The organism is Dactylosporangium sp. NPDC005572 (assembly GCF_040605515.1).
GTDB lineage: Bacteria > Actinomycetota > Actinomycetes > Mycobacteriales > Micromonosporaceae > Dactylosporangium.
In genome coordinates this window covers 1-24,425 of record NZ_JBEXCY010000040.1, presented here as the reverse complement: position 1 = coordinate 24,425, position 24,425 = coordinate 1, and the positions used below count along the sequence as shown (strand labels likewise).

The following is a 24,425-nucleotide window of genomic DNA, read 5'->3' as shown; positions in this document are numbered from 1 at the left end:
TCGAAACCGCGAGATGAGGGTGTACCGATGACGCTCGAACTGGATCGCACCGGCCCGGCCGCAGCCGCTCCCGCCGACGGCACGCGCACGGTGCGGGGCGCCGTCACGTTCGCCGGTGGGCGTGGCATCGCCGGACGGACGGTAGTCGCCTGGCACAAACGACTTCGCGGCGAGTCCGAACTCGGCCGCACGGTCACCGGCGCGGACGGCGGGTACGAGATCACGTACCCGCCCGGCGGCACACCGGTGGACCTGCTCGTGCGGGTGTACGCCCAGGACGGCACCACGGCGGCGGCCGAGTCACCGGTGGTCTTCTCGGCCGGCGAGGTCGAGTCCGTGCCGCTGACCGTCGACGGCGGGCCGCTGGCGACCTGGTCGCAGTACGAGCAGCTGATGCAGGAGCTGCAGCCGCACCTCGGCGGCGTCCAGCTCGCCGACCTCGCCCAGCGCGCCGGTCAGCGCGACCTGAGCCTGCTCGCCGGGAAGGTCGCACGACCGGCCGAACAGCTGGCCGCGCTCGTCGTGGCGCACAAGCTGGCCCGCCGCACCGGGCTGCAGCCGGAGGTGCACTACGGGTACGTCCGCCAGCAGCTGCCGACGAACCTCAGCGCGCTGCTCGCCACCGAGCCCGCGGTCCGCATCCGGGCCCTGGAGGAGGCCGTCCGGCAGCGGATCGTCCCCGGCGTCCTGCACGACCGCATCGAGCAGACCGAGACGGCGTTCCGGGCGGCGGCGGCGAAGTACGGCGCGGGCCCGGCACCGATCGCGAAGCTCCTCGGCGGGGTCCTGGACCAGCCGGCCGACCGCGAGACGTTCCTCGCCCGGTACGCCGCACACGTCGACGACGCGGCCCGCGACCGGGCCGAGACCGACCCGGCGCGGTTCTGGACCCAGCTCGCCGGCGATCCGCGGCTCGGGCCGAAGGTGCCTGAGCTGCAGTTCACGATGCAGGTCGCGGCGCTCACCGGCGGGCACGCGCCGCTGGTGAACCGGCTGCGGGCGATGCGCAGCGGCGGCGAGGCACCCACGTTCCGGCACCTGGCCAGGCTCGGCGTCGCCGACTGGAAGACGGTGATCACCAGCCAGCCCGTCCCGGCGGCCGACCAGGTACCGGCGGAGATCACCGGCGCCGACCACGCGACCCGGGTCGCCCGCTACGCCGAGACCCTGGAGCGCATCGTCACCGACGCGATGCCGACGCAGGTGCTGGCCCACCGCGCCCAGGCCGACCAGACCCGCTCGGCTGGCCTGCGCGCCTTCTGGACCAACGTCACCGCCCGCGGCGTCGTCTTCGAGCTCGGCGCGGTCAAGGTCGAGACGTTCCTGGCCGCGCACCCGGAACTGCTCCAGGGCGTCACCGACACCGGGGCGGTCACCCGGGAACTGCGGGCCACCCAGCGGGTGTTCAACCTGACCCGCCGTCACACCGAGACGGCAGCCCTCCTCGACGCCGGACTCACCTCGGCGACCGACATCGCCAAGCTCAACCACGACGACTTCGTCGAGCGCTACGGCCAGGTCTTCCCCGACGCCGAGCGGGCCGGGCAGGTCCACGCCCAGGCCGCCACCGTCGCCGCGGCGGCGATGGCGACCGTGGCCGCCTACAGCCCGCAGTACAACACCGTCGACGTCGCGGGCGTGCTGACGCCGAACGCGGTGGACGTGCCGACGCTGACGAGCCTGTTCGGGTCGCTGGACGCCTGCGCCTGCGAGCACTGCAAGTCGGTGGCCGGCCCGGCCGCCTACTACGCCGAGATCCTGGAGTTCCTCAGCCAGCGCGGCGCCGAGCCGCCGTTCGGCAATGCGCTCAAGGTGCTGCTGGCCCGCCGGCCCGACCTCGGTGACATCGAGCTGACGTGCGAGAACACGAACACCGAACTGCCCTACATCGACCTGGTCAACGAGGTGCTGGAGCAGGCGGTGGCGCCGTTCGCGCCGTTCACCGTGCCCGCCGCGCTCGCCGCCGACCTGGATCTGCGCAAGGTCCCGGACCCGATCCGGGCGCCGTTCGCCCAGGCGGGGTACCCGCTCAGTGCCGGCCAGGTGGTGTACGTGGTCCTGAAGGGCCAGCGCTGGCACCTGTCCGACGGTTCGGTGCGCTTCGACCTCGTCCGCGGCAGCGCCACGAGCCCGACCATCACGGTCACCGCGATGACCTACCAGACCGGCGCCGACGCCGGACGGCTGGCGGCGAGCCCGGAGCACGTGAGCACCCGGGCGTACGACGTGCTGCGGTCCGCGGTGTTCCCGCTGGACCTGCCGCTGGACCTGTGGCGGGCGGAGACCGCCGCGATGCTGGGTCACTTCGGCGCCGACCGGGCGAGCCTGCTCACCGAGCTCTCGCCGTCGTCGCCGTGGACCGCGTTCAACCGTCCCGAGGTGGTCGGCGAGCGGCTCGGGCTGGCACCCGCCGAACGGGTGCTGCTGACCGGCGGTACGCCGGTGCGGGCGGCTACCACGGGCCCGCTGAGCGCACTGTCGGACCTGCGGACCGTCGACGGCGTCGCACTGACCGCCGGGCAGCTGGTGCTGGTGAAGGACCAGGCCGACCAGTCGCAGCACGGGGTCTACACCGTCGGCGCCGGCGCCTGGAGCCGCGCCGACGCCCCCGGCCTGGTGGCCGTCGCGGAGGGCACCGTCAACCAGGCCACGACCTGGCGGCTGGTGCCGACGGCGACCGGCCACCGCGGCGAGCGGGTCATGCCCTGGCACTTCTACGGCCTGGCGCAGACCGGCAACCCGGTCGAGGTCTTCAACGGCTCGTCGGTGCCGGCGGTCCAGCAGCTGGACTGGCTGTCCGCGCTCACCTGGGTGACGAAGGTGATCGACCGGCTGGCGGTCAGCTACGAGGAACTCGTCGAACTGCTCACCACGCGGTACGTCAACCCGGACGCGGCCGTGCGGATCGTCTCCGCCCAGTCGACCGACCCGACCACCGGCGAACTGTGGAAGCTGAAGCTGACCGGGGTCACCGAGCCGTTCCTGGCCCGGCTGCACCTGTTCGTGCGGCTGTGGCGCCGGCTCGGCTGGACGACGACCGAGCTCGACGCCACGCTCGCGGTGTTCCAGGGCGCACCGGCCCAGCCGTTCACGCCGACGGTGCTGCGCGGATGCCTGGCGGTGCAGCTGCTGGCGACCCGGTTCGGGCTGACCCGCGAGCAGGTGCTGACCTTCTGGTCCCCGCTGCCGGTGACCGGCCCGGACCCGTTGTACCAGCGGCTGTTCACGAACCCGGCCGTCGTCGACCCGGTGAACCCCGCGTTCGTCCCGGTCAACGGCGCCGTGTCCGTCGCGGCCGAACCGCAGGCGAACCGCGCCACCCTCGCGGCCGCGCTCGGCGTGAACGACGGCGAACTGGCCACCCTGCTGGCCGCCCTCGCCCCGACCGGCCCGCTCGACCTGGCCAGACTGTCCGGGCTGTACCGGCACGTGCTGCTCGCCCGCGGGCTCGGCCTGCCCGTGGCGGACCTGCTCACGTTCAAGGCGATGACCGGCCTGACCGACGTGTTCCTCCCGCAGAACCCGCACAACGTCCTGTTCCTCGCCGAGCTGCTGGACCGGGTCGCCGCGGCCGGGACGTCGGTCGCGGAGCTGGACCATCTGCTGCACCACCGGGGCAGCGCGGCCACGACGCCCGCCGACTCCGCGATCACCGCGGTGCTGGACGACGTCCGTACCGCCGTGCGGGCGCTGCACGAGCAGGACACCGCGGTCGTCGACCGCGACGGCACGGCGCTGCGCTCCCGGCTCGCCGCGCTGGGCTGGCCGGACGAGCTGATCGACGACCTGCTGGTGGCACTGTCGCCGGACGCGGTGTACGCCGCGCCGCTGGCGAGCCTGCCGCCGGGCTTCCAGGTGCCGGCGGACCTGCGCGGACGGGTCGACTGGGCGCACGGGGTGCTGCGGGTGACCGGGCCGCTGACCGTCGCCGAGCGTGACCTGCTGAGCGCGGCCGCCCCGGCGGCGAGCGCGTTCCTGGCCGCGGTCAAGCAGATCTTCACCGCCGCCCGGTCGGCGGTGACCCGGCTGGCGCTGCGCTGGCCGACGTTCCACGCCCCGCTCAAGGGACTCCCGGCCGGTGTGGTGTTTCCCGCCGAGATCAAGGCACGGGTGTTCTACGACGCACCGGCCCGGCGGCTGTGCTTCCGCGGCGCGATGACCGCCGCGGACCGCCGGCTGCTGCACTCGCTGTCCACCGAGGGGCTCTACCGGGCCGCGGTCGAGGAGCTGTACGCCGCCGTGGCGCAGTACCAGCCCGAGCCCGACAACGTGTTGGTCTCCACCGTGGATGCCGCCCGGTTGTTCGACGAACCGGTCACGATCCTGCAGCGGTACGCGATCGTGCTCGCCCGGGTGCTGACGTTCGTCCGCGTCGAGCAGGGCACCGAGATCGTCGTCCAGCACCTCGCCGAGGCCCTCGCGGTGCCGACGCACACGGTCCGGGCGCTGCTGACCGGCACGCTGCACGCCGGGACCGCACCCGGGCAGTTCGCGATCGCCGACCTGCTCGAACCGGCCTACCTCGACAGCGAGCCGGAGATCACGATCACCGCTGCCGGGTTCCCGCACCAGTTCGCCACCGTCCGCCGGCTCGCCAAGACGCACCGGCTGACCGGCCTGCTGCGCCTGCAGCCCGGCCAGCTGCACTGGCTCGGCATGCCCGGGGTACCGGTCCGCCCGGCGCCCTGGCTCAGCGTCACGCCGGTGTCGACCGGCTGGCTGCACCCGGACGAGCTGGCGGTCACCGAACCGGTGGACCCGTCACCGGCCCGGTTCGCGGCCTGGCTGCGGCTGGTCGACCTGGCTGCCGCGCGCGACCGGGTCCCCGGCGGCGCGGACACGGTCGAGCGCATGTTCGCCGACGCCGGGGCAGCCGGCGCCACGACCGCGACCGTGCTCGGCGGGCTGGCCACCCGGACCGGCTGGGCCCCGGCGGACCTCACGGCGCTGGCCGCCAAGGCCGTGCTCGACCTGACCGCGGTCGACCGGTTCGCCGACGAGACCGCGCTGGCCCGGCTGGTACCGGCGATCGGCCGGATCACCCGGCTCGGCGCGAGCGTGGCGCAGACCGTGGCGTTCACCGCGCCGTCGCTGACCGCGGCCGACGCGCGGGCCGCCGTCCAGCTCGTCCGCGCCCGATCGACGGTGGACGAGTGGCCGCGGGTCGCCCGCCCGCTGCGGGACACGCTGCGCGAGCTTCAGCGCAAGGCCCTCGTCAGCTACCTCGTCACGAACCCCGACCCGGCCAGGGGGCAGCACTGGCGGGACGCGAACGGGCTGTACGGGCACTTCCTCATCGACACCGAGATGAGCGCCTGCGCCACCACGTCGAGGCTCAAGCAGGCGATCAGCTCGGCACAGCAGTTCGTGCAGCGCTGCCTGCTCGGCCTGGAGACCGGGCCGAAGATGACGAGCTCCGGCTGGCGGGACTGGCCGTGGATGAAGCAGTACCGCGTCTGGGAGGCAGCCCGGAAGGTGTTCCTGTTCCCGGAGAACTGGATCGCACCGGAGCTGCGGGCCGACCGGTCACCGCTGTTCCGGGCCGCCGAGGCCGAACTGGGGCAGGACGACGTCACCTCCGAGGCCGCCGAACGGGTCGTCGCCGGCTACATCCACAAGCTCAGCATGATCGCCCGGCTGGAGGTCGCCGGCATCTACCGGGTCGGCTCGTCGGACATCCACGTCTTCGGCCGGGTGCCGGGGACGCCGACGCCGCTGTTCTACCACCGCCGGTTCCTCGCCGGGCGCTGGACCGCGTGGGAGCCCGTCGACCTGGACATCACCGAGCGGCACATCCTGCCCGTGGTGTGGAGGGACCGGCTGTTCCTGTTCTGGCCGGTGTACACCGAGACACCCGTGCCGGTGTACGGCGGTGCCGGGCCGGTCGCGGACCCGTCGCCGAACGAGCTGGACATGCAGCTGGCCTGGAGCGAGTACGTCGACGGCAAGTGGCAGCCCCGGCGCATCACCACGCAGCGGGTGCGGTCGGACCTCGGCGCGGTCGGCCCGCGCGGCGACCACCTGTTCTGGACCGAGAAGGGGTCGACGGACCTGCAGATCTGGTTCGACAGCAAGATCGCCGGAACCCAGCGGGACGGCTGGCGGTTCTCCGGCCCGGAGGGCTTCGTCCAGCCGATCGAACACGAGCCGATCCGGGTGTACCCGCCGGCCAACACGCACGAGGACGGCACCGACTTCGTCCAGCTGGCCGAGCCGAACGGCTGGGACAACCTGTACCTGCCGAAGGACGACGCCGCGTACCCGGACGCGACGTACACCCTGGCGTTCAAGGAGACACCCGGCCGGTACACGCTGTCCTACCCGCACCAGTACCACGGCCTGCGGCCGGACCGGCCGTTCTTCTTCAGCGACGACGAGCGCACCTTCTACGTCACCTCGCGGACCGTCACGGTGAACTTCGCCCCGGCCGCCGACCCGGCCCGCGTCGACCCGGCCGCGATCGATCGCGCAAGGCGGCACTACTACCGGGGCCTGGACGATGACGTCGACGGCGCAACGGTGCCGGACCCGGCCGGGCACACCGTCGACGACGGACGCCTGGACGCGCCGCAGCAGCTGGTGGTCGCGGCCACCCAGCAGCGGCGGTACCTGTTCCAGCCGCACTTCCACGGCCGGATCGCCAACCTGGTCCAGGGGATGAGCAGCGGCGGCCCGACGAACGCGCTGAGCCGCACGATCCAGCTCGGCGAGACCGACACCTTCGACACCCGGTACGACCCGACCACGGTCGTGGACGCGCCGTACCCCGTCGAGGACATCGACTTCACCTACGGTGGCGGGTACGCGCTGTACAACTGGGAGCTCTTCTTCCACCTGCCGCTGCTGATCGCCGACCGGCTCAGCGCGAACCAGCGGTTCGAGGAGGCACAGCGCTGGCTGCACCTCGTCTTCGACCCGACCGACAGCTCGACCCTGAAGGCACCGCAGAAGTACTGGCAGACCAAGCCGCTGCACAAGCTGAGCAACACCACCATCCTCAACGACCGCATCGACAAGATCCTCAAGATGCTGGCCGGCGGGAACCCGCCGGACGACCTGCTCGACGAGGTCGACCAGTGGCGCGACAGCCCGTTCGACCCGCACGCGATCGCCCGGCTGCGGCCGACCGCGTACGCCAAGAACGTCGTGATGCGCTACCTGGACAACCTCATCGCGTGGGGCGACCAGCTGTTCCGCCGCGACACCCTGGAGTCGGTCAACGAGGCCACCCAGCTGTACGTGCTGGCCGCCCAGATCCTGGGCCCGCGCCCGGCGCTGATCCCGCCCCGGGCCGTCCCGCAGGTGCAGACGTACTCCACGCTGGAACTCGACCTCGGCACGCTCTCCAACGAGCTGGTCGACATCGAGTACCTGTTCGGCTCGGTCCGGCCGGACACGGTCGTGGTCAACCCGAACACCCCGCCGGTGCCGCTGCCGAAGACGCTGTATTTCGGCGTCCCGGCCAACGACAAGCTCCTCGGCTACTGGGACAAGGTCGCCGACCGGCTGTTCAAGATCCGCCACTGCATGAACGTCGACGGGATCGAACGCCGGTTGCCGCTGTTCGAACCGCCGATCGACCCGGCGCTGCTGGTGCAGGCGAGCGCGGCCGGTGCCGACATCGCCGGCGCCATCGCCGACGCGGCGGCACCACAGCCGGTCTACCGGTTCCGTGCCCTGGCGGCGAAGGCGGCCGAGCTCACCCAGCACGTCCAGCAGCTCGGTGCGAGCCTGACCCAGGTGCTGGAGAAGCGCGACGCGGAGGACCTCGCGGCGCTGCGCGCCGGGCAGGAGACCACGCTGCTGCGCACGATGGAGCAGATCCGCGTCCAGCAGGTCGAGGCCGCCACCCGGCAGCTGGAGACCCTGCGCGCCGCGCGGGACCAGGCGATGGTCCGGTACGTGCACTACCAGCGGCTGCAGGGCGTCACGCAGCTGCATCGGCCGGGCGAGGGCGAGGAGATCCAGGAGGTGGCCGCGCCGACGAAGGCCGCCGTCGTCAACGGCGAGGGCACCAAGATGATCGCGTCCGAGCAGCAGCAGCTCGACGAGCTGGCCACCGCGCACCGCTTCCAGGACAGTGCGCACGGCTGGGAGGCGGCCGCGATCCTGTCGTACTACATCCCCGACCTGAGCATCGCCACGCTGCCCTGGGGCGTCGGCGGCAGCGTCAAGCTCGGCATCTCCGGCTCCGCGCTCGGCCCGGCCCTGCAGGCGATGGCCAGCCGGGAACGGGCCGGTGCGAGCAAGCACGCCGACGGCTCGGCCCGGGCCGCCATCGTGGCCGGTCTGGTGCACCGCGAGACGGAGATGGTGCTCCAGCAGAACCTCGCCGGCAAGGAGCTCATGCAGATCGACAAGCAGCTCGCCGAGGCGGCCGTGCGCGTGCGCATCGCCACCGACGAGCTGGCCGCGCACCGGTCCCAGATCGAGCAGGCGCGCGGTACCGAGGAGTTCCTGCACAGCAAGTACACCAACGCCGAGCTGTACAACTGGATGATCGGCCGCACCGCGCAGGCCTACTTCGCCGGGTACCAGCTCGCCTTCGACGTGGCCAAGCGCGCCGAGCGGGCGTACCGCTTCGAGCTCGGCGTCGACGGCAGCTCGTTCGTGCAGTACAGCTACTGGGACAGCCTGCGCAAGGGGCTGCTCGCCGGTGAGGCGCTGCACCGCGACCTCCAGCGGATGCAGGTGTCCTATCTGGACCTCAACCGGCGCGAGCACGAGATGACCAAGCACATCTCGCTGGCGAACCTGCACCCCGAGGGGCTGCTGGCGCTGCGCCGCCAGGGCAGCTGCTACCTGGAGCTGCCGGAGGCGCTGTTCGACCTCGACCAGCCCGGGCACCACATGCGGCGGATCAAGTCGGTCAGCGTGACCATCCCGTGCACCACCGGGCCGTACACCAACGTGACCGCCCGGCTCACCCTGCTGGCCAACCGGACCCGGGTGAGCGCGGCCGTCAGTCCCGGCTACGCCTGGACCGGGCCGGAGGACCAGCGGTTCCGCAGCGACTCCGGCGGCGTCCAGTCGATCGTGACCAGCACCGGTCACGAGGACGCCGGCATGTTCCAGACCAACTTCGACGACGAGCGGTACCTGCCGTTCGAGGGCGCCGGCGCGATCGGGGCGTGGCGCATCGAACTGCCCGACACGTTCCGGCAGTTCGACTACGAGTCGATCAGCGACGTGATCCTGCACGTGCGCTACACCGCCCGCGACGGCGGCGGGCAGCTGCGCTCCGCCGCGAAGGCCGACCTGGCGGCCGCCATCACGAGCATGCCGGTCGGTGAAGGCGCCGCCGGGCTGTACCGGATGGTGTCGGGCCGGACCGACCTCGGCGACGGCTGGCCGCGGTTCCTGCACCCCGACGGGGCCGCGCCGCACATTCTGACGGTGCCGCTGGGCCGCGACCGGTTCCCGGCACACGTGCGGGACCGGGCGCTGAAGGTGAACGCGGCGGCGGTGTTCGTCCGGCTCGCCGCCGGCCTCACGTACGACCCGGCCGACCCGATCGAGCTGCGGCTCACCGGCCCGGCCGGCCCGCCCGCCGAGCTGTCGCTGGCCGTGTCACCGGCCGAGCTCGGTGGCCTGCCCGCGGCCGGGACGGCGTTCGCCCAGGGGGTGCCGGTGTCCGCCGAGTCCCCGTGGCGGCTGGAGGTCCGCTCGATCCCGGCCGCGCTGGCCGAGACCGTGACCGTCGGCGGCACGACCGTGACCCGATTCAAGGAAGGAGTGCTCGCTGATGTCGGCGTCGTCTTCGGCTACACGTTCTGAGGCCGTACCGCAGGCAGCACCTCGGCCGCGCGGCTTCGCCGATCCACCGGCGGTCACGGTGCCGACCGGCGGCGGCGCGATCCGCGGGATGGACGAGACGTTCGCGATCAACCCGGCCACCGGTACCGGCTCGCTCAGCGTGCCGATCCCGGTGAGCCCGGGGCGGGGCGGGTTCGGGCCGGCGCTGACGCTGCGGTACGACTCCGGGACCGGCAACGGCGCGTTCGGCCTCGGCTGGAGCCTCGGCCTTCCCGCGGTGGCCCGCTCGACCGACCGGCGGTTGCCGGCCTACGGCCGGGACGACGTGTTCGTCCTGGCCGGGGCGGAGGACCTGGTGCCCGAGCTCGACGGCGCCGGCGCCCCGGTGGTGCTGGACCGGCCGGAACACGCGCCGGGCCACCGCATCGACCGGTACCGCCCCCGGGTGGAGGGCGCGTTCGCGCGGGTCGAGCGGTGGACCCGCCACGCCGACGGCGACGTGCACTGGCGGACCGCCGGCGGTGACGGCACCACGACCGTCTACGGGGAGACTCCGCAGTCGCGCATCGCCGACCCGGCCGCGCCGCAACGGGTGTTCAGCTGGCTCGTCTGCCGCCGGTACGACGACCGGGGCAACGCGATGGAGTTCGAGTACCGGGGCGAGGACAGCCTCGGCGTGGACACCGGCGCACCGGCCGAGCTCAACCGCACCCCGGCCGGGCGCGGTGCCCACCGGTACCTCAAACGCATCCGCTACGGCAACCTGGTCTCCCGGCTCGCCGACCCGCAGCCGGCCGCACCCGACTGGGCGTTCGAGGTGGTGTTCGACTACGGCGACCACGACCCGCAACACCCGGCGCCGCAGCCCGACCGGCCGTGGCCGGCCCGCCTGGACCCGTTCTCCGACCACCGGCCCGGGTTCGACCTGCGCCTGTACCGGCTGTGCCGGCGGGTGCTGATGTTCCACCACTTCCCGGACGAGCCCGGTGTGGGCGCGGACTGCCTGGTCCGGGCGACCGAGCTGCGGTACCACGGCGACCCCGGGCGCGGGCAGCCCGTCGTGAGCCTGCTGGCGTCGGCCACCGTCCACGCGTACCGCCGGTCGGGTAGCACCGGCTACCTGCGCCGGTCGATGCCACCGGTGGAGTGCGACTACAGCGCGGCGACCTTCGCCGGGGACGTGCGCGAGGCCGGGCCCGACGCTCCCGCCGGACCGGCGGCCTGGGTCGACCTCGACGGCGACGGGATCCGCGGTGCGCTGGTGGAGTCCGGCGGCAGCTGGCGCTACCACCGCAACGACGGCGACGGCCGGCTGGCACCGGCCGTCGCGGTCGCCGCCCAGCCGGTCCCGCGTGCCCTGGATGCTCTGGATGCCCTGGACGCCCTCGGCGGGACGCGGCGGCAGCTGCTGGACCTGACCGGCAACGGCACCCTCGACGTCGTCGCGTTCGGCGGCCCGGTCCCCGGGTTCACCGAGCGCGACGGTGACGGCTGGCGACCGTTCCGGACGTTCGAGCGGCTGCCCGCGGACGTGGAGCGCGCCGACGCCCGGCTCGTCGACCTCGACGGTGACGGGCACGCGGACCTGCTGCTCACCGACACCGATGCGATCACGTGGTACCCGTCGCTGGGCGCCGCCGGGTTCGGTGACGCCCGCCGCCACCCGCACCCGCTGGACGACGAGACCGGGCCGCGCCTGGTGCTCGCCGACCGGACCGGATCGGTGTACCTGGCCGACATGTCCGGGGACGGGCTGCCGGACGTGGTGCGGGTCCGCAACGGCGACGTCTCGTACTGGCCGAACCTCGGCCACGGCCGCTTCGGCGCCCGGGTGCCGATGGCCGGCGCCCCGGTCCTGGCCCCGCCGGAGTCCTTCGACCAGCGGCGGGTCCGGCTCGCCGACGTCGACGGTACCGGCGTGGCCGACCTGCTCTACCTCGACGGCGACGGCGTGCGGGTGTGGCTGAACCAGTCCGGCAACGGCTTCGCCGCGCCGCACCACATCGCGCACGTCCCGCCGACCGGCACCGCGACCGAGGTCACCGTCACCGACCTGCTCGGCAACGGCACCGCCTGCCTGGTGTGGCCGGCGCCGCGACACGGGACCGCCGGTGACCGGCTGCGCTACCTGGACCTGATGGGCGGGGTCAAGCCGTACCTGCTCGTCGGCGTGCGCAACAACCTCGGTGCCGAGACCCGGGTCGGGTACGCCTCGTCGACCCGCTTCTTCCTCGCCGACCGGGCCGCCGGGCGGTCGTGGGCGACCCGGCTGCCGTTCCCGGTGCACGTCGTCACCGAGGTACAGACCCTCGACCACGTCAGCCACAGCCGGTTCGTCGCCCGGTACACCTACCATCACGGCGCCTACGACGGCGTGGAGCGGGAGTTCCGGGGTTTCGGCCTGGTCGAGCAGACCGACGCGGAGACCGTGGGCACCGACGCGGACGTGCTGACCACGCCGCCGGTGCTGACCCGCACCTGGTTCCACACCGGCCTGCACGACCCGGGCGGTGCGACAGCCAGCCGACTGCGGCAGGAGTACTGGGACGGCGACCCGACCGTGCGGCTGCCCGCGACCACGCTGCCGGAGGGGCTGTCCGACGCCGACCGCCGGGACGCGCTGCGCGCCCTGCGGGGCATGATGCTGCGCCAGGAGGTGTACGCGCAGGACGGCACCGACCGGGAAGGGCTGCCGTACACGGTGACCGAACACCGCCCCGCGCTCCGGCTGGTGCAGCCGCGCGGGCGCAACGACCATCCGGTGTTCCTCGTGCACGAGCACGAGACGGTCGACGCGGCGTACGACCGCGCCACCTACCACTCCGGTGACCAGACGGTCCCCGACCCGCGGGTCAGCCACGGCGTGACCCTGGACGTCGACGGCTTCGGCAACGTGCTGCGCGCCGTGAGCGTCACCTACGGCCGCCGGCACCCCGATCCCGACCCGGCCCTGAGCGCGGCCGACCGGGCGGCACAGCACCGGCTGTACCTGTCCACCGCCGACCACCGGATGACCGGGGCGGTGACCGGCCCGCTCGCCTACCGCACCCCACTGCCGGCCGAGCAGCGCCGCTTCGAACTGCTCGGCCCGCCCGCCCAGCCGGGCCGGCTGTTCACCGCCGAGGAGCTGCGCGTCGCCGCCGACGGGGCGCGCCGGCTGCTGGAGCACCGCCGCACCCTGTACCGGCGGGACGACCTGACCGGGCCGCTGCCGCTGGGCGCGCTGGAGTCGCTGGCGCTGCCGTACGAGTCGTACACGCTGGCGCTGACACCGGAGATGGTCACGCAGGCGTACGGCGACCGGGTCGACGACGCGGTGCTGGCCGACGCCGGGTACGTCCACAGTGGTGACGCCGGCTGGTGGGTGCCGTCCGGGCGGGTGCACTTCGCGGCCGGCGGCACCCCGCAGGCCGAGCTGGCGGCGGCCCGGGCGCACTTCTTCCTCCCGGTCCGGTTCACCGACCCGTTCGGCGCCACCACGATCGCCGGGTACGACCCGTACGACCTGGCCGTCGTCGACGTCCGCGACGCGCTCGGCAACCGCACCACGGTCGGTGAACGCGACGCGGCCGGGCAGCTCGTCGCGGGCGGCTTCGACTACCGGGTGCTGCAACCGCGGCTGGTCACCGACGCCAACCGCAACCGCAGCGAGGTCGCGTTCGACGTGCACGGCGTCGTCGTCGGCACCGCCGTGCGCGGCAAGCCGGGTGAACCGGTGGGCGACTCGCTCGACGGGTTCACCGCCGACCTGCCCGAGGACGTGCTCGCGGGCGAGGTCACCGACCCGGCCGGGCTCCACGGGCTGCTCGGCGGCGCCACCACCCGGCTGGTCCACGATCTGTTCGCCTACCACCGCTCCCGCGGCGACACCCAGCCGCAGGGCCCGGTCGTGCACACCCTGGTCCGGGAGACCCACGCCGCCGACCAGCCGGCCGGGGAACCGGTCCGGGTCCAGCACACCGTGACGTACTCCGACGGATTCGGCCGGATCGTGCAGACGAAGACGGCGGCCGCGCCCGGCCCGGTCACCGACGGCGGCCCGGTCGTCGCGCCGCGCTGGATCGCCACCGGCTGGACCGTCTTCAACGCCAAGGGCAGCCCGGTCCGCGAGTACGAGCCGTTCTTCACCGGCACCCACCGCTTCGAGGCCGACCGTACCGCCGGGGTGAGCGCGACCCGGTGCCACGACGCGGTACAGCGGGTCGTGGCCGTGCTGCGGCCCGACCACAGCTGGGACAAGGTGGTCTTCGACCCGTGGCGGCAGGAGACCTGGGACGGCAACGACACCGTCCTGCTGGACCCGCGCACCGACCCGGACCTGGCCGTGTTCGCCGCGCTGCTCCCGGCCGGGGACTACCTGCCGACCTGGTACGCGCAACGGGTCGACGGCGGGCTCGGCGCCGAGGAACGCGACGCGGCGGTCAAGGCGGCCGCGCACGCCGCCACGCCCACGGTCACGCACCTGGACAGCCTGGGCCGGCCGTTCCGCACCCGGACCGAGGCCGGCGGGACGGAGCCCGCCGAACTGACCCGGCTGACGCTGGACGTCGACGGCAACGAGCTCGAGGTCCGCGACGGGCTCGACCGTCTGGTCCTGCGCACCGACCGGGGGTTCGGCGGCCGGCTGCTGCGCCAGGCCGGGATGGACACCGGTGTCCGGCGGGTGCTCACCGACGTCGCCGGGCAGCTGCGGGCCACCTGGGACGACCGCGGGCACCGGGTGCGCACCATGTACGACGCGTTGCGCCGCCCGGTCGAGGTGCACCTGCTCGCCGGTACGGAACCCGAACGCGTCATCGGCCGGACCGTGCACGGCGAGACGCTGCCCGACGCCGAGGACCGCAACCTGCGCGGCACCGTGCACGCGGTCTACGACAGCGCCGGGCGCAGCACCACCGAACGCCGGGACTTCAAGGGCAACCCGCTCACCGCGACCCGCCGGTTCACCGCCGGTTACCGCGACGTCCCGGACTGGTCGGCCGACCCGCCGCTGGACACCGAGACGTACACGACGCACACGAGCTACGACGCGCTGAACCGGCCCATCCAGCAGGCCGGCCCGTACGGCGGTGACCGCACCGACGTGGTGCGGCCCGGCTACGACATCAGCGGCCGGCTCACCCGGCTCGACGTGTGGACCCGCAGGCCGGTGCCCACCGGCCTGCTGGACCCGGGCGGCGCGGACCTGCACGCGGTCACCGAGCTCGACCACGACGCCGCCGGCCGGCGCACCCGCGTCGTGCACGGCAACGCAACGGTCACCACGTACACCTACGATCCCGCCACCAGCCGCCTGCGCCGCCTGCTGACCCGCCGCGCCGCCGAGGTGCTGCAGGACCTCCGCCACACCTTCGACCCGGTCGGCAACATCACGGCGGTACGGGACGCGGCCCAGCAGACCGCCTTCTTCGCGGGCCAGGTCGTGCAGCCCGGCGCGGAGTACACCTACGACGCGCTGTACCGCCTCGTCGAGGCCGGCGGGCGCGAACAGCTCGCCGGCGCACCGGGCACCGGGCCGGACCTGCCCGGGCCAGCGATCCACCCCGGCGACGGGGCCGCGGTCGGCCGCTACACCGAGCGGTACCGCTACGACCCGGTCGGGAACCTGCTCGAGCTGGTGCACCAGTCGGCCCAGCCCGGTGCCGGGTGGACCCGCCGGCACACGTACACCGAACACAGCAACCGGCTCGTCGCCACCAGCGTCGGGTCCGGCCCGGAACAGACCTACGAGCATGACGCGCACGGCAACATGACCCGGATGCCGCACCTGCCGCTGATGGCGTGGGACCACGCCGACCGGCTGCGCGCCGTCGCCCGGCAGGTGGTCACCGACGGCACGCCGGAGACGACGTACTACGTCTACGACGCCGCCGGGGAACGGGTGCGCGCAGTCACCGAGCGGTCAGCCACCGGCGCGGCTTCACCCACCGGTGCAGCTTCACCCACCCGGGCCGCCGAACGCCGGTATCTCGGCGGGTTCGAGGTGCACCGCAGCTTCGCCGGCGACGGGACCACGGTGACCGTGGAACGCGAGCACCGGCACGTCACCGACGACCGGACCCGGGTGGCGCTGGTGGAGACGCGGACGGCCGGCACCGATCCGGGCGCGGCGCAGCTGGTGCGCTACCAGTACCAGGACCCGCTCGGCTCGGCCGTCCTGGAGCTGGACTCCGCGGCGCAGGTCATCTCCTACGAGGAGTACCACCCGTACGGCAGCTGCGCGTACCGCGCGGTGCGGTCGCAGACCGAGACGCCGAAGCGGTACCGCTACACGGGCAAGGAGCGCGACGCGGAGACCGGCCTGTCCTACCACGGCGCCCGCTACTACGCGCCGTGGCTGGCCCGCTGGACCGCCGCCGACCCGGCGATGCTGGGCGACCGCGGTTCCGGGAGAGCCCGGCCCGACCAGCCGTACGTGTACGTCGGGAACCGGCCGACGGTCGCGCACGACCCCGACGGCCGCATCGCCTGGCTGGTGGTCGCCGCGGCGGTCGTCATCACGGCGCTCACCGTCAACAGCGCGGCCAACGCCCCGCGCAACGCGCAGGAGGCGGCGCAGGCCACGCCGAGCATCACACCGGGGGAGTACGCCGCGCACGTGGCGATCAACGCGGGCGCCGGGGTCGGCAACCGGGCCGCGTCGGCGGCGTTCTCGGCGACCCGGTCCAAGGTGGCCGCGGCGGCCGCGGACGGCGCCGTGAGCGCCGCGGTCGCCGCCCCGCTCAACCGCGCGGTGTCGGACGTGGCCCAGGGGACGAGCACCAGCGTCGGCGAGTACGCCACGGAGACGATCGAGGCCGCGGTCGGCGGCGCCACCGTCGGTGCGACGCTGGCGGTGGCCGGCAAGGTGGTCCGGTCCGCGGTCGCGCGGGTCGGCCGGCGCGGGACGGCCGGCCGGCACATCGGCAGCAGCAAGGACAACCAGGGATCGGTGACGAACCCGAACCGCCTCAACGACCACTGTGTCGCCGACGTCGGGGCGCACCAGGCGAACCTGCACCTCGCGCCGGGCGAGACGACGCCGGTCACCAACGAGGAGTTCGTCAAGGCGGCCGGCCGCCCGGTCGGTGAGGTGACCGGCAAGATCACCAGCCTGGACGATGCCGCGTCGTTCCTCAACGCGGGGTTCGCCGGGCTGAAGGCCCAGGGCCGGATCGTCCGTGACATCCGGGCCGAGTCGTTCTTCGGCCGGGCACACCTGGAGCCCGGTCCCTACCTGGGAACCGTCGACTGGGCGAACCGCGGCCTGCACGCGCTGCACGTCGAGGTCACCCCCGAACTGATCGGCACCAAGCACTTCAGCGTCCGGCTGCAACCGGGCGGGAACAAGCTGCGCACCCCGATCCTGGAGTCCGCGATCGGCGAGCACCTCGACGAGGGGATCGAGGTCGTCTCCGAGCCCGCCTACCGGATCAACTACCACGACCCGGCCAACGGGACGGCGTGGCAGCATCCGACCGTGCGCGGGTGGATCAAGTTCCTGTTCTGATACATAGCGTCGCGAAACCGACTCACCGGTTCCGGTCGCGCCTCGCATCGTGGTGATTTGGGCACATACCTTCACCACGATGCGAGGAGCGGCCCGCCCGATGACCGTCGCAGTGACCGCACGCACCACGCTCGTCGGCCGGGCCGGCGACGTGGCCGACGTCGTGCGGGCGCTCGACGAGCACCGCGTCGTCACGCTCACCGGGCCGGGCGGCAGTGGCAAGACCAGCCTCGCGCGGGCCGTCGCGGCGAGCATCGACGGCTCCGTCCGGTGGGTGGAGCTGGCCCCGGTGTCCGGGCCCGGCGCGGTCGCCGCCGCCCTGGCCGCCGCCCTCGAGATCCGCGACACGGCCGGTGTACCACTCGGCGAGTCCCTGGTCCGCCGGCTGAGTGACGAGCACCTCCTGCTGGTGCTCGACAACTGCGAACACGTCATCGCCGAGACCGCCGACCTCACCGACCGGCTCGTCGACGGCTGCCCGGGGCTGCGGGTCCTGGCCACCAGCCGGGAACGGTTGCGGATCACGGGGGAGTGGTCCCGGCCGGTGCCACCGCTGCCGGTCTGCGACCCCTCGGCGCTGCCCCCGCTGGACGAGCTCGCGTCCTGGCCCGCCATCGAGCTGTTCGTGCGCCGGGCCGTCGCCGTCAACCCCGCCTTCGTGCTCCACGAGCGCAACGCCCGCGCCGTCGCCACGATCTGCGCCCACCTCGACGGGCTGCCGCTGGCGATCGAACTGGCCGCCGCCCGGGTCGCGGCCCTGCCCATCGAGGACCTCGCCGACCGGCTCGACGTGGTGTTCGGGCTGCTCGACACCGGCCGCCGCGGCAGCGTCGCCCGGCAGCGGACCCTGCGGTCCACCATGGACTGGAGCCATGCCCTGCTGGAGCCGGACGAACAGGTCGTCCTGCGCCGGCTGGCGGTCTTCGCCGGGACGTTCACCCTCGCCGCCGCGGAGGCACTGTGCGACGACACTCCCGGCATCCTGTGGCTCCTGCCGTCGCTGGTGGACAAGTCCCTGGTCCAGGTCCGCGGCAGCGGCGGCACGGTCCGCTACTGCATGCTCGAGACCGTCCGCCGGTACGCCGCGCGAAAGCTCACCGCGGCCGGCGAGGAGCAGGCCGTCCGCGACCGGCACGCGGCCCTGGTGACCGAGCTGGCCGAATCCGGCGACCACGGCGGCTCCGCATCGGACAGCGCGGCGTGGGCCGGCCGGCTGGACGCGGAGCGCGCCGACCTGGTCGCCGCGCTGGCCTGGTGCCACGCGAGCGCGGACCGCGCCCCGTCGGCCGAGCGGCTGCTGCGCCTGTCGGTCGCGCTGTATCCGTGGTGGACACTGCGCGGCACGTACGCCGAAGGGCTGCGGTGGCTCACCGCGGCGCTGGAGACCGGCGCCGGGCCGCAGCGGCTGCGTGCGGCCGGCCACTCCGCGGCGGGGTCGCTGGCGATGCTGCACTGCCGGTACGACCTGGCCACCGACCAGCTGGACCGGGCGGCGCCGCTGTACCGGGAGCTCGACGACGCGGCCGGGCACGCGTCGGTCCTGTCGGTCCTCGGCGGCATCGCCCGGGAACGCGGCCGCTACGACGACGCCGAACGCCTGCTGCTGGAGTGCCTGCGCCGCCGGGAGGAGACCGGTGACACCGCCGGGTCCGCCGTCACCCGCAACCAGCTCGCGTTCCTGGCCTGGCTGCGCGGTGACCCGGGCCGGGCGGCCGGGCTCGCGGCCGGGCCGGTGGCGTACTTCCGCGGCGTCGGCGACCGGCGCCGCACCGCCGCCTGCCTCATCAACGCGGGCGCGGCGGCGCTCTACGCCGGCGACGGCGACACCGCCGCGCGGGTCCTGACCGAGGCGCTCGACCTGGCCCGGTCGGTCCGGTTCGCCGAGGGGACCGCCTGGGCGCTGGAACTGCTCGGCCGCGTCGCCCTGCGCGCCGGCGACCGGGCGCGTGCGGCCAGCCTGCTGGCGGAGAGCGTCGCCGCGCAGTACGCCGTCGGCGACCTGTGGCGGACCGCCAGCGGCCTGGAGGCGCTGGCCGCCGCACACCGGGACCCGGCCTTCGCGGCGCGGCTGCTGGGTGCCGCCGACGTCGTCCGCACGACGCTGGGCACGCCCCGCCCGCCCGTCGAGGACGCCGACGTCGCCGGGCTGGCCGCTTCCCTGCGCCGATCGCCCCTCACGGCCGGCGCGTGGGCGGCCGCGGCGGCCGTCCCGCTCGGTGACATCGTCGCCGCCGTGGCGTCGTCCGTGGCCTCGTCCGTGGCTTTGGTCGTGGCGCCGGTGCCGGTTGCGCCGGTCGCGGTGCGGGCCGACTCCGCGCGGACCGGGGACCGGCTCCCCGCGCAGGTGCGGATCCTCGCGCTGGGGCAGGTACGGGAGTACGCGGGGCAGCGGCTGCTCGGGCCGGCCGACTGGACGTACCAGAAGCCCCGGGAGCTGGTGCACTATCTGCTGTCACATCCGGGCGGCAGCAAGGAGCACGTGGGACAGGCGCTGTGGCCCGACACCGGCGGCACCGGGCTGCGCAACACCTTCCACACCGCGGTCCGGCACGCCCGCCGGGCACTGGGCGGCGCCGAATGGGTGCGGTTCGGCAACGGCCGGTACGTGTTCAACCGGGCGCTTCCGCACCTGTACGACGTCGACGCGTTCGAGGCGGGCCTGGAGAAGGCGGCCGCGGAGGAGTCGGCCGCCGGTGCGGTGCCGCTGCTGGAACAGGCGCTGGAGCACTACCGGGGCGACTTCCTGGCCGACCTCGGCGGCGGACCGTGGATCGTCGCCCGCCGCACCGAGCTGCGCAGGCGCGCCGAGGAGAGCCTGATGCGCCTCGGCGGGTTGCTGTTCGACGGCGGCGACCCCGGGCGGGCGGTGCACACCTACCGGCGTCTGCTCGACCTGGACCCGCTCGTCGAGGCGGCGCATCGCTCGCTCATGGACTGCTATGCCGCGCTGGGTGAGCCCGGCCGGGTCCAGCGGCAGTACACCGAACTGGTCACCGTGCTCGGTGACGAGCTCGGCGTGCGGCCCGCCGCCGCGACGACGGCGCTCTACGAGCGGCTGCACCAGGGCCGCCCGGCCCGCTCCCGCGGGACTGCGGGACGAACGGTGCAACTCCTGGTCAAGGAGTGACACCTGATGACCGGTGCGCCGGCCGCCGGCGGGCGCCGATCCGGGTCAAATGGCTCATGTCCCGGGACGTCCGGAGGCTGCACGCTGTCTGTATCAGACCAGCAAGCCCCCCGTAGAAGATCGGCGGGCAGAGGATTTGGAGTCACCGTGACCACCCTGTCGACGACCATCGGACCAGCGAGCATGCGTACCCCGGACACGTCCGCGCCCGTCGCGCGGAAGCCGCGATCGCTGCCCGGTCTCCCGCACGCGGTACTCAGGAAGCCGGCCGGCCGGGCGCGAGCGGCGTGCCGCCGCCTACTGCCGCGCATCCAGAATGTCGTCACTCCCCGTGGCCCTGCCGGTGAGACGTGGATCCGGCTGTACCGGCCGGCCGGCGCGAGCGGACCGCTGCCCGTGGTCATCTACGTGCGCGGCGACGACGCGCCGTTCAGCGACCTCGCCACGCACCTGCAGGCGTACCGGTTGGCGACGGACGTGCACGCGGCGGTCGTCGTCGTCGACGCCACCCTGGCACCGAGCGGGGGCTTCCCGGCGGCGGCCGAGGAAACCTACGTCGCCGCCGTGTGGGTCGCCGAGCACGGCGACGAGTACGGTCTCGACGCCCGCCGGATCGCCCTCACCTCCGACCCGTCCGGAGCCGACCTGGGCAACGAGGTGATGCTCATGGCGAAGATGCGCGGCGATGTGCGGCTGGTCGCGCACGTGCGGGGGTCATCGCAGGCGACGGCGGCGCTCCGGGCGGCGCTGGCCGCCTGAGCCCGGGCTGTTTCGACCGTGCCCGGCAGTCAAACCCACCACCAGCTCACACGGTTCCGGCCACCGGGAGTGGCAGACTTCTCATCACGGTATTGCTGGTCCCGCCGGCCCGGCAGGGACGCGGGACGACGATCGCAGGCGCCGGCAGCTGGAGCATGAGCTGCTCAGGAACGCCAGGTGCCGCAAGAACATGGGGTCCTCGCGGTGATCGGTGCAGACGCTTCCTGGCCAGTCGAACAGCGCCTCGCCGCCAGACATCTGCCGGGCCGCGCAGCCGAGCTGGAGCTGATCGACGCACTGCTCGCCGGGCGCAGCGGTGTCGGCCCGGGCCTGCTCCTGCGCGGCGACCCCGGGGTGGGCAAGACCGCGCTGCTGGACGTGGCCGCGGCGCGGGCGGAGGCGGCCGGGATGCGGGTGCTGCGCGCCTCCGGAGTGGAGTTCGAGACCGGGATCGGCTTCTCGGCGCTGCACCAGCTGATCTACCCGCTGAGCGACCGGGTCGATCGGCTCGCCGGCCATCATCGCGATGTCCTGCACCGGATCCTCGGCCTCGCGGCGGGACCGTCGCCGGACCCGTTGGTCATCGCGACGGCCGTGTGCGCCCTGCTGCGCGAAGCGGCCGCCGAGCGCCCGCTCCTGGTGCTGGTCGACGACGTGCCCTGGATCGACCGCGCCAGCGCCACGGTCCTGGGGTTCGGCGTCCGCCGCATCGGCGATGCTCCGATCAGGTTGCTCGTCGCCGCCCGCACCGATGCCGACTGCCTGTTCGACCAGGTCGGGCTGCCCGAGCGGGAGATCGGGCCGCTGGCCGAGCAGCCGGCGGCCACGCTGTTGGACGCGCGGTACCCGGACCTGGCGCCTCCGGTACGCCGGCGGTTGCTGGCCGAGGCGGCCGGCATCCCGCTCGCGCTGCGGGAGCTGCCCGCGTCGCTGACCGACCGGCTGCGCCGCGGCCAGGACCCGCTCCCCGCGTACCTGCCCCTGAACAGGCGGCTGAAGGCGATCTTCGCCGCCGAGCTGCGGGCACTGCCCGGGCCGACCAGGAAGCTCCTGCTGCTGGCCGCGCTGGAGGCCGACGTCAGGCTGGCCACCATCCGGACCGCCGCGCAGGGCCGCCTGGACGTCGATGGCCTGACCCCGGCACACCAGGCGGACCTCATCCGCGTGGACCTGGACGCCGGCGTCATGTCGTTTCGCTATCCGCTGATCCGCTCGGCGGTCGTGCAACTGTCGTCGCAGCGGGAGCGCCGGGCGGCGCACCGGGCACTGGCCGCCGCATCGACCGGCGACCCGCGCCGCCGGGCGTGGCATCTGGCCGAGGCCGCGACCGGACCGGACGAGGTCGTGGCCCGCGCGCTGGAAGAGGCCGCCCTGGCCGCCTGGCGGCACGGCGCGCCGTCCAACGCGGCGATGCGAGCATTGGACAAGGCGACCGTCTCCGACCGCAGGAGCGGCGCGTCCGCCGCGGTGGCCGCGCTGGTCCGCGCCGGTGAGCTCAGCCCGCACCCGGCCGATCGGTGCCGCCGGCTGGTCGAGGCCGCGTTCCTCGCCAACATGACGGGTCAGTTCGACCAGGTGCCCCGGTTGCTGGCCGACGCCGGACAGGCACCGGACACGCCGACCGGGCTGGTCTTCGCCGTCACGGCCTACCTCCTGACCGCTGTTGAGGGCGATGTCGATGCCGCCCAGGGGCTGCTGGCCCGGGCGCTCGACTCCGTCGGCGACGCCGCCGGAGCCGACGACTGGGACGCCTACGGGATCCTGTTCACGCTGCTGCTCGTCGGCGTCTACGGGGCCCGGCCCGAGCCGTGGGAACTCCTCAAGTCCGCGCTGGCACGGTTCGACCCGCAGGCCGTGACCCCCTTCCGGCTGTGCTACGACGCGTTCGTGGACCCCGCCCGCACCGCCGACACGGTCCGGGAGGGCCTCGCCGGCGCCTTCGCGGCGCTGCCCGCCGACGCGGCGCCCTGGCAGGTCATGCCGCTGGCCTACGCGGCCGTCGCGGTGGATGCCATGTCCGGCTACCGGTACCTGGTCCAGCGCATGGTCGACCAGGAACGCGACGGCGGTGCGATCACCATGGTCGTTGCCGGGTTGCTGCTGCTCTGCATCGACTCGTACCACCGCGGGCAGTGGGGCGAGGCCGAGGAGCTGGCGCGGGAGGGGCTGGACCTGGCCGCGGCGCACGGCTACCACCTGCTCGAGGGGCAGCACCGAGTGCATCTGGCATACCTGGCGGCCGGGCGTGGGAACGTGGAGCTCGCCCGGACCCTCGACGAGATCATGACCTGGGCGGCGCCGCGCCGCGTCGGGATGACGCAGGCGTCCGCCGGGCACACCCGCACCCTCATGGCGTTGGGCCAGGGTGACTACGAAGCGGCGCACGCGCACGCGTCGCGGGTCAACCCGCCCGGCGCGCCCAACTCCGGCGTCCCGGGCCGCTGGACGATGCTGGACCTGGTCGAGGCGGCCGTCCGTACCGGGCGGACGGACCAGGCCCGCGCGCACGTCCGGGCCGCCCAACAGGCCGGCATCGACCGCATCTCCACCCGCACCGCGTTGATCACCGCCGGGGCCGCGGCCCTGGCCGCCGACGACGACCGGGCCGGCCCGCTGTTCGAGGCCGCGCTGTCCCTGCCCGAGGCGGACCGGTGGCCCTTCGAGCAGGCCCGCATCCAGCTCGCCTACGGACAACTGCTCCGCCGCACCCGGGAGACCACCCGCGCCCGCGTGCACCTCCGCGCCGCCCTGGGCACCCTCGACCGGCTCGGCGCCCGGCCCTGGGCGACGCGGGCCCACAACGAGCTCCGCGCCACCGGGATCGCCACCGCCACCGCACCGGACACCGGCACCGCACTCACCGCGCAGGAACGACAGATCGCCACGTTGGCCGCCACCGGCCTGACCAACAAACAGATCGGCCAGCAGCTGCACCTGTCCCATCGCACCGTCGGCGGCCACCTGCACCGGATCTTCCCGAAGCTCGGCATCACCTCACGCGCCGCCCTCCGCGACGCGCTGGAGACCCCGGACGCGGGCACGCCGCCCGGCCTTCCGGCCGGGCGGCGTGTCATCCAGGAGCGCAGCTCGCAAACTCAGCTGCCGTAGATGTCGAGCTCCCACAGCGAGTAGCCGTACTGGGTGAGGCCGCGCTGGGTGCCGTAGACGCGTACGTAGCGGCCGGTGCCGGTGACGTTCAGGTCGTCGACCCCGCCGTCACCGGTCGTGGTGGAGTAGACCGTGGTCCAGGTGCTGTTGTCGGGCGAGGTCTGGATCTGGTACGCCCGTCCGTAG

The 24,425-nt window shown here is 74.0% G+C and carries 6 protein-coding genes; 5 read left to right on the top strand and 1 reads right to left on the bottom strand.

The features are described from left to right. The first annotated feature begins 27 nt into the window (after positions 1–27). From ABZS66_RS21025 to ABZS66_RS21005, 5 genes are all read left to right on the top strand, one after another. Complete coding sequence (locus tag ABZS66_RS21025; protein WP_354760044.1) at positions 28–9,777, top strand: neuraminidase-like domain-containing protein; 9,750 nt, start codon at positions 28–30, stop codon at positions 9,775–9,777. Positions 9,778–9,865: 88 nt separating this feature from the next. Next, the gene (locus ABZS66_RS21020) at positions 9,866–17,245 is read left to right on the top strand and encodes a SpvB/TcaC N-terminal domain-containing protein (RefSeq protein WP_354760042.1); all 7,380 of its coding nucleotides are present in this window, start codon (positions 9,866–9,868) and stop codon (positions 17,243–17,245) included. Between the two features lie 100 nt (positions 17,246–17,345). After that, positions 17,346–20,372, top strand: coding sequence for a BTAD domain-containing putative transcriptional regulator (locus ABZS66_RS21015; RefSeq protein ID WP_354760040.1), 3,027 nt, complete (start codon positions 17,346–17,348; stop codon positions 20,370–20,372). Between the two features lie 147 nt (positions 20,373–20,519). Further along, positions 20,520–21,131, top strand: coding sequence for an alpha/beta hydrolase fold domain-containing protein (locus tag ABZS66_RS21010; protein ID WP_354760038.1), 612 nt, complete (start codon positions 20,520–20,522; stop codon positions 21,129–21,131). Between the two features lie 204 nt (positions 21,132–21,335). Continuing rightward, a complete protein-coding gene (locus ABZS66_RS21005) occupies positions 21,336–24,239 on the top strand; it encodes an AAA family ATPase (protein ID WP_354760036.1) in 2,904 nt (967 codons plus the stop codon). Here ABZS66_RS21005 and ABZS66_RS21000 read toward each other — a convergent pair. After that, on the bottom strand, positions 24,227–24,425 hold a 199-nt coding region (locus ABZS66_RS21000), incomplete at its 5' end, for a discoidin domain-containing protein (protein ID WP_354760035.1). The genes ABZS66_RS21005 and ABZS66_RS21000 overlap by 13 nt on opposite strands.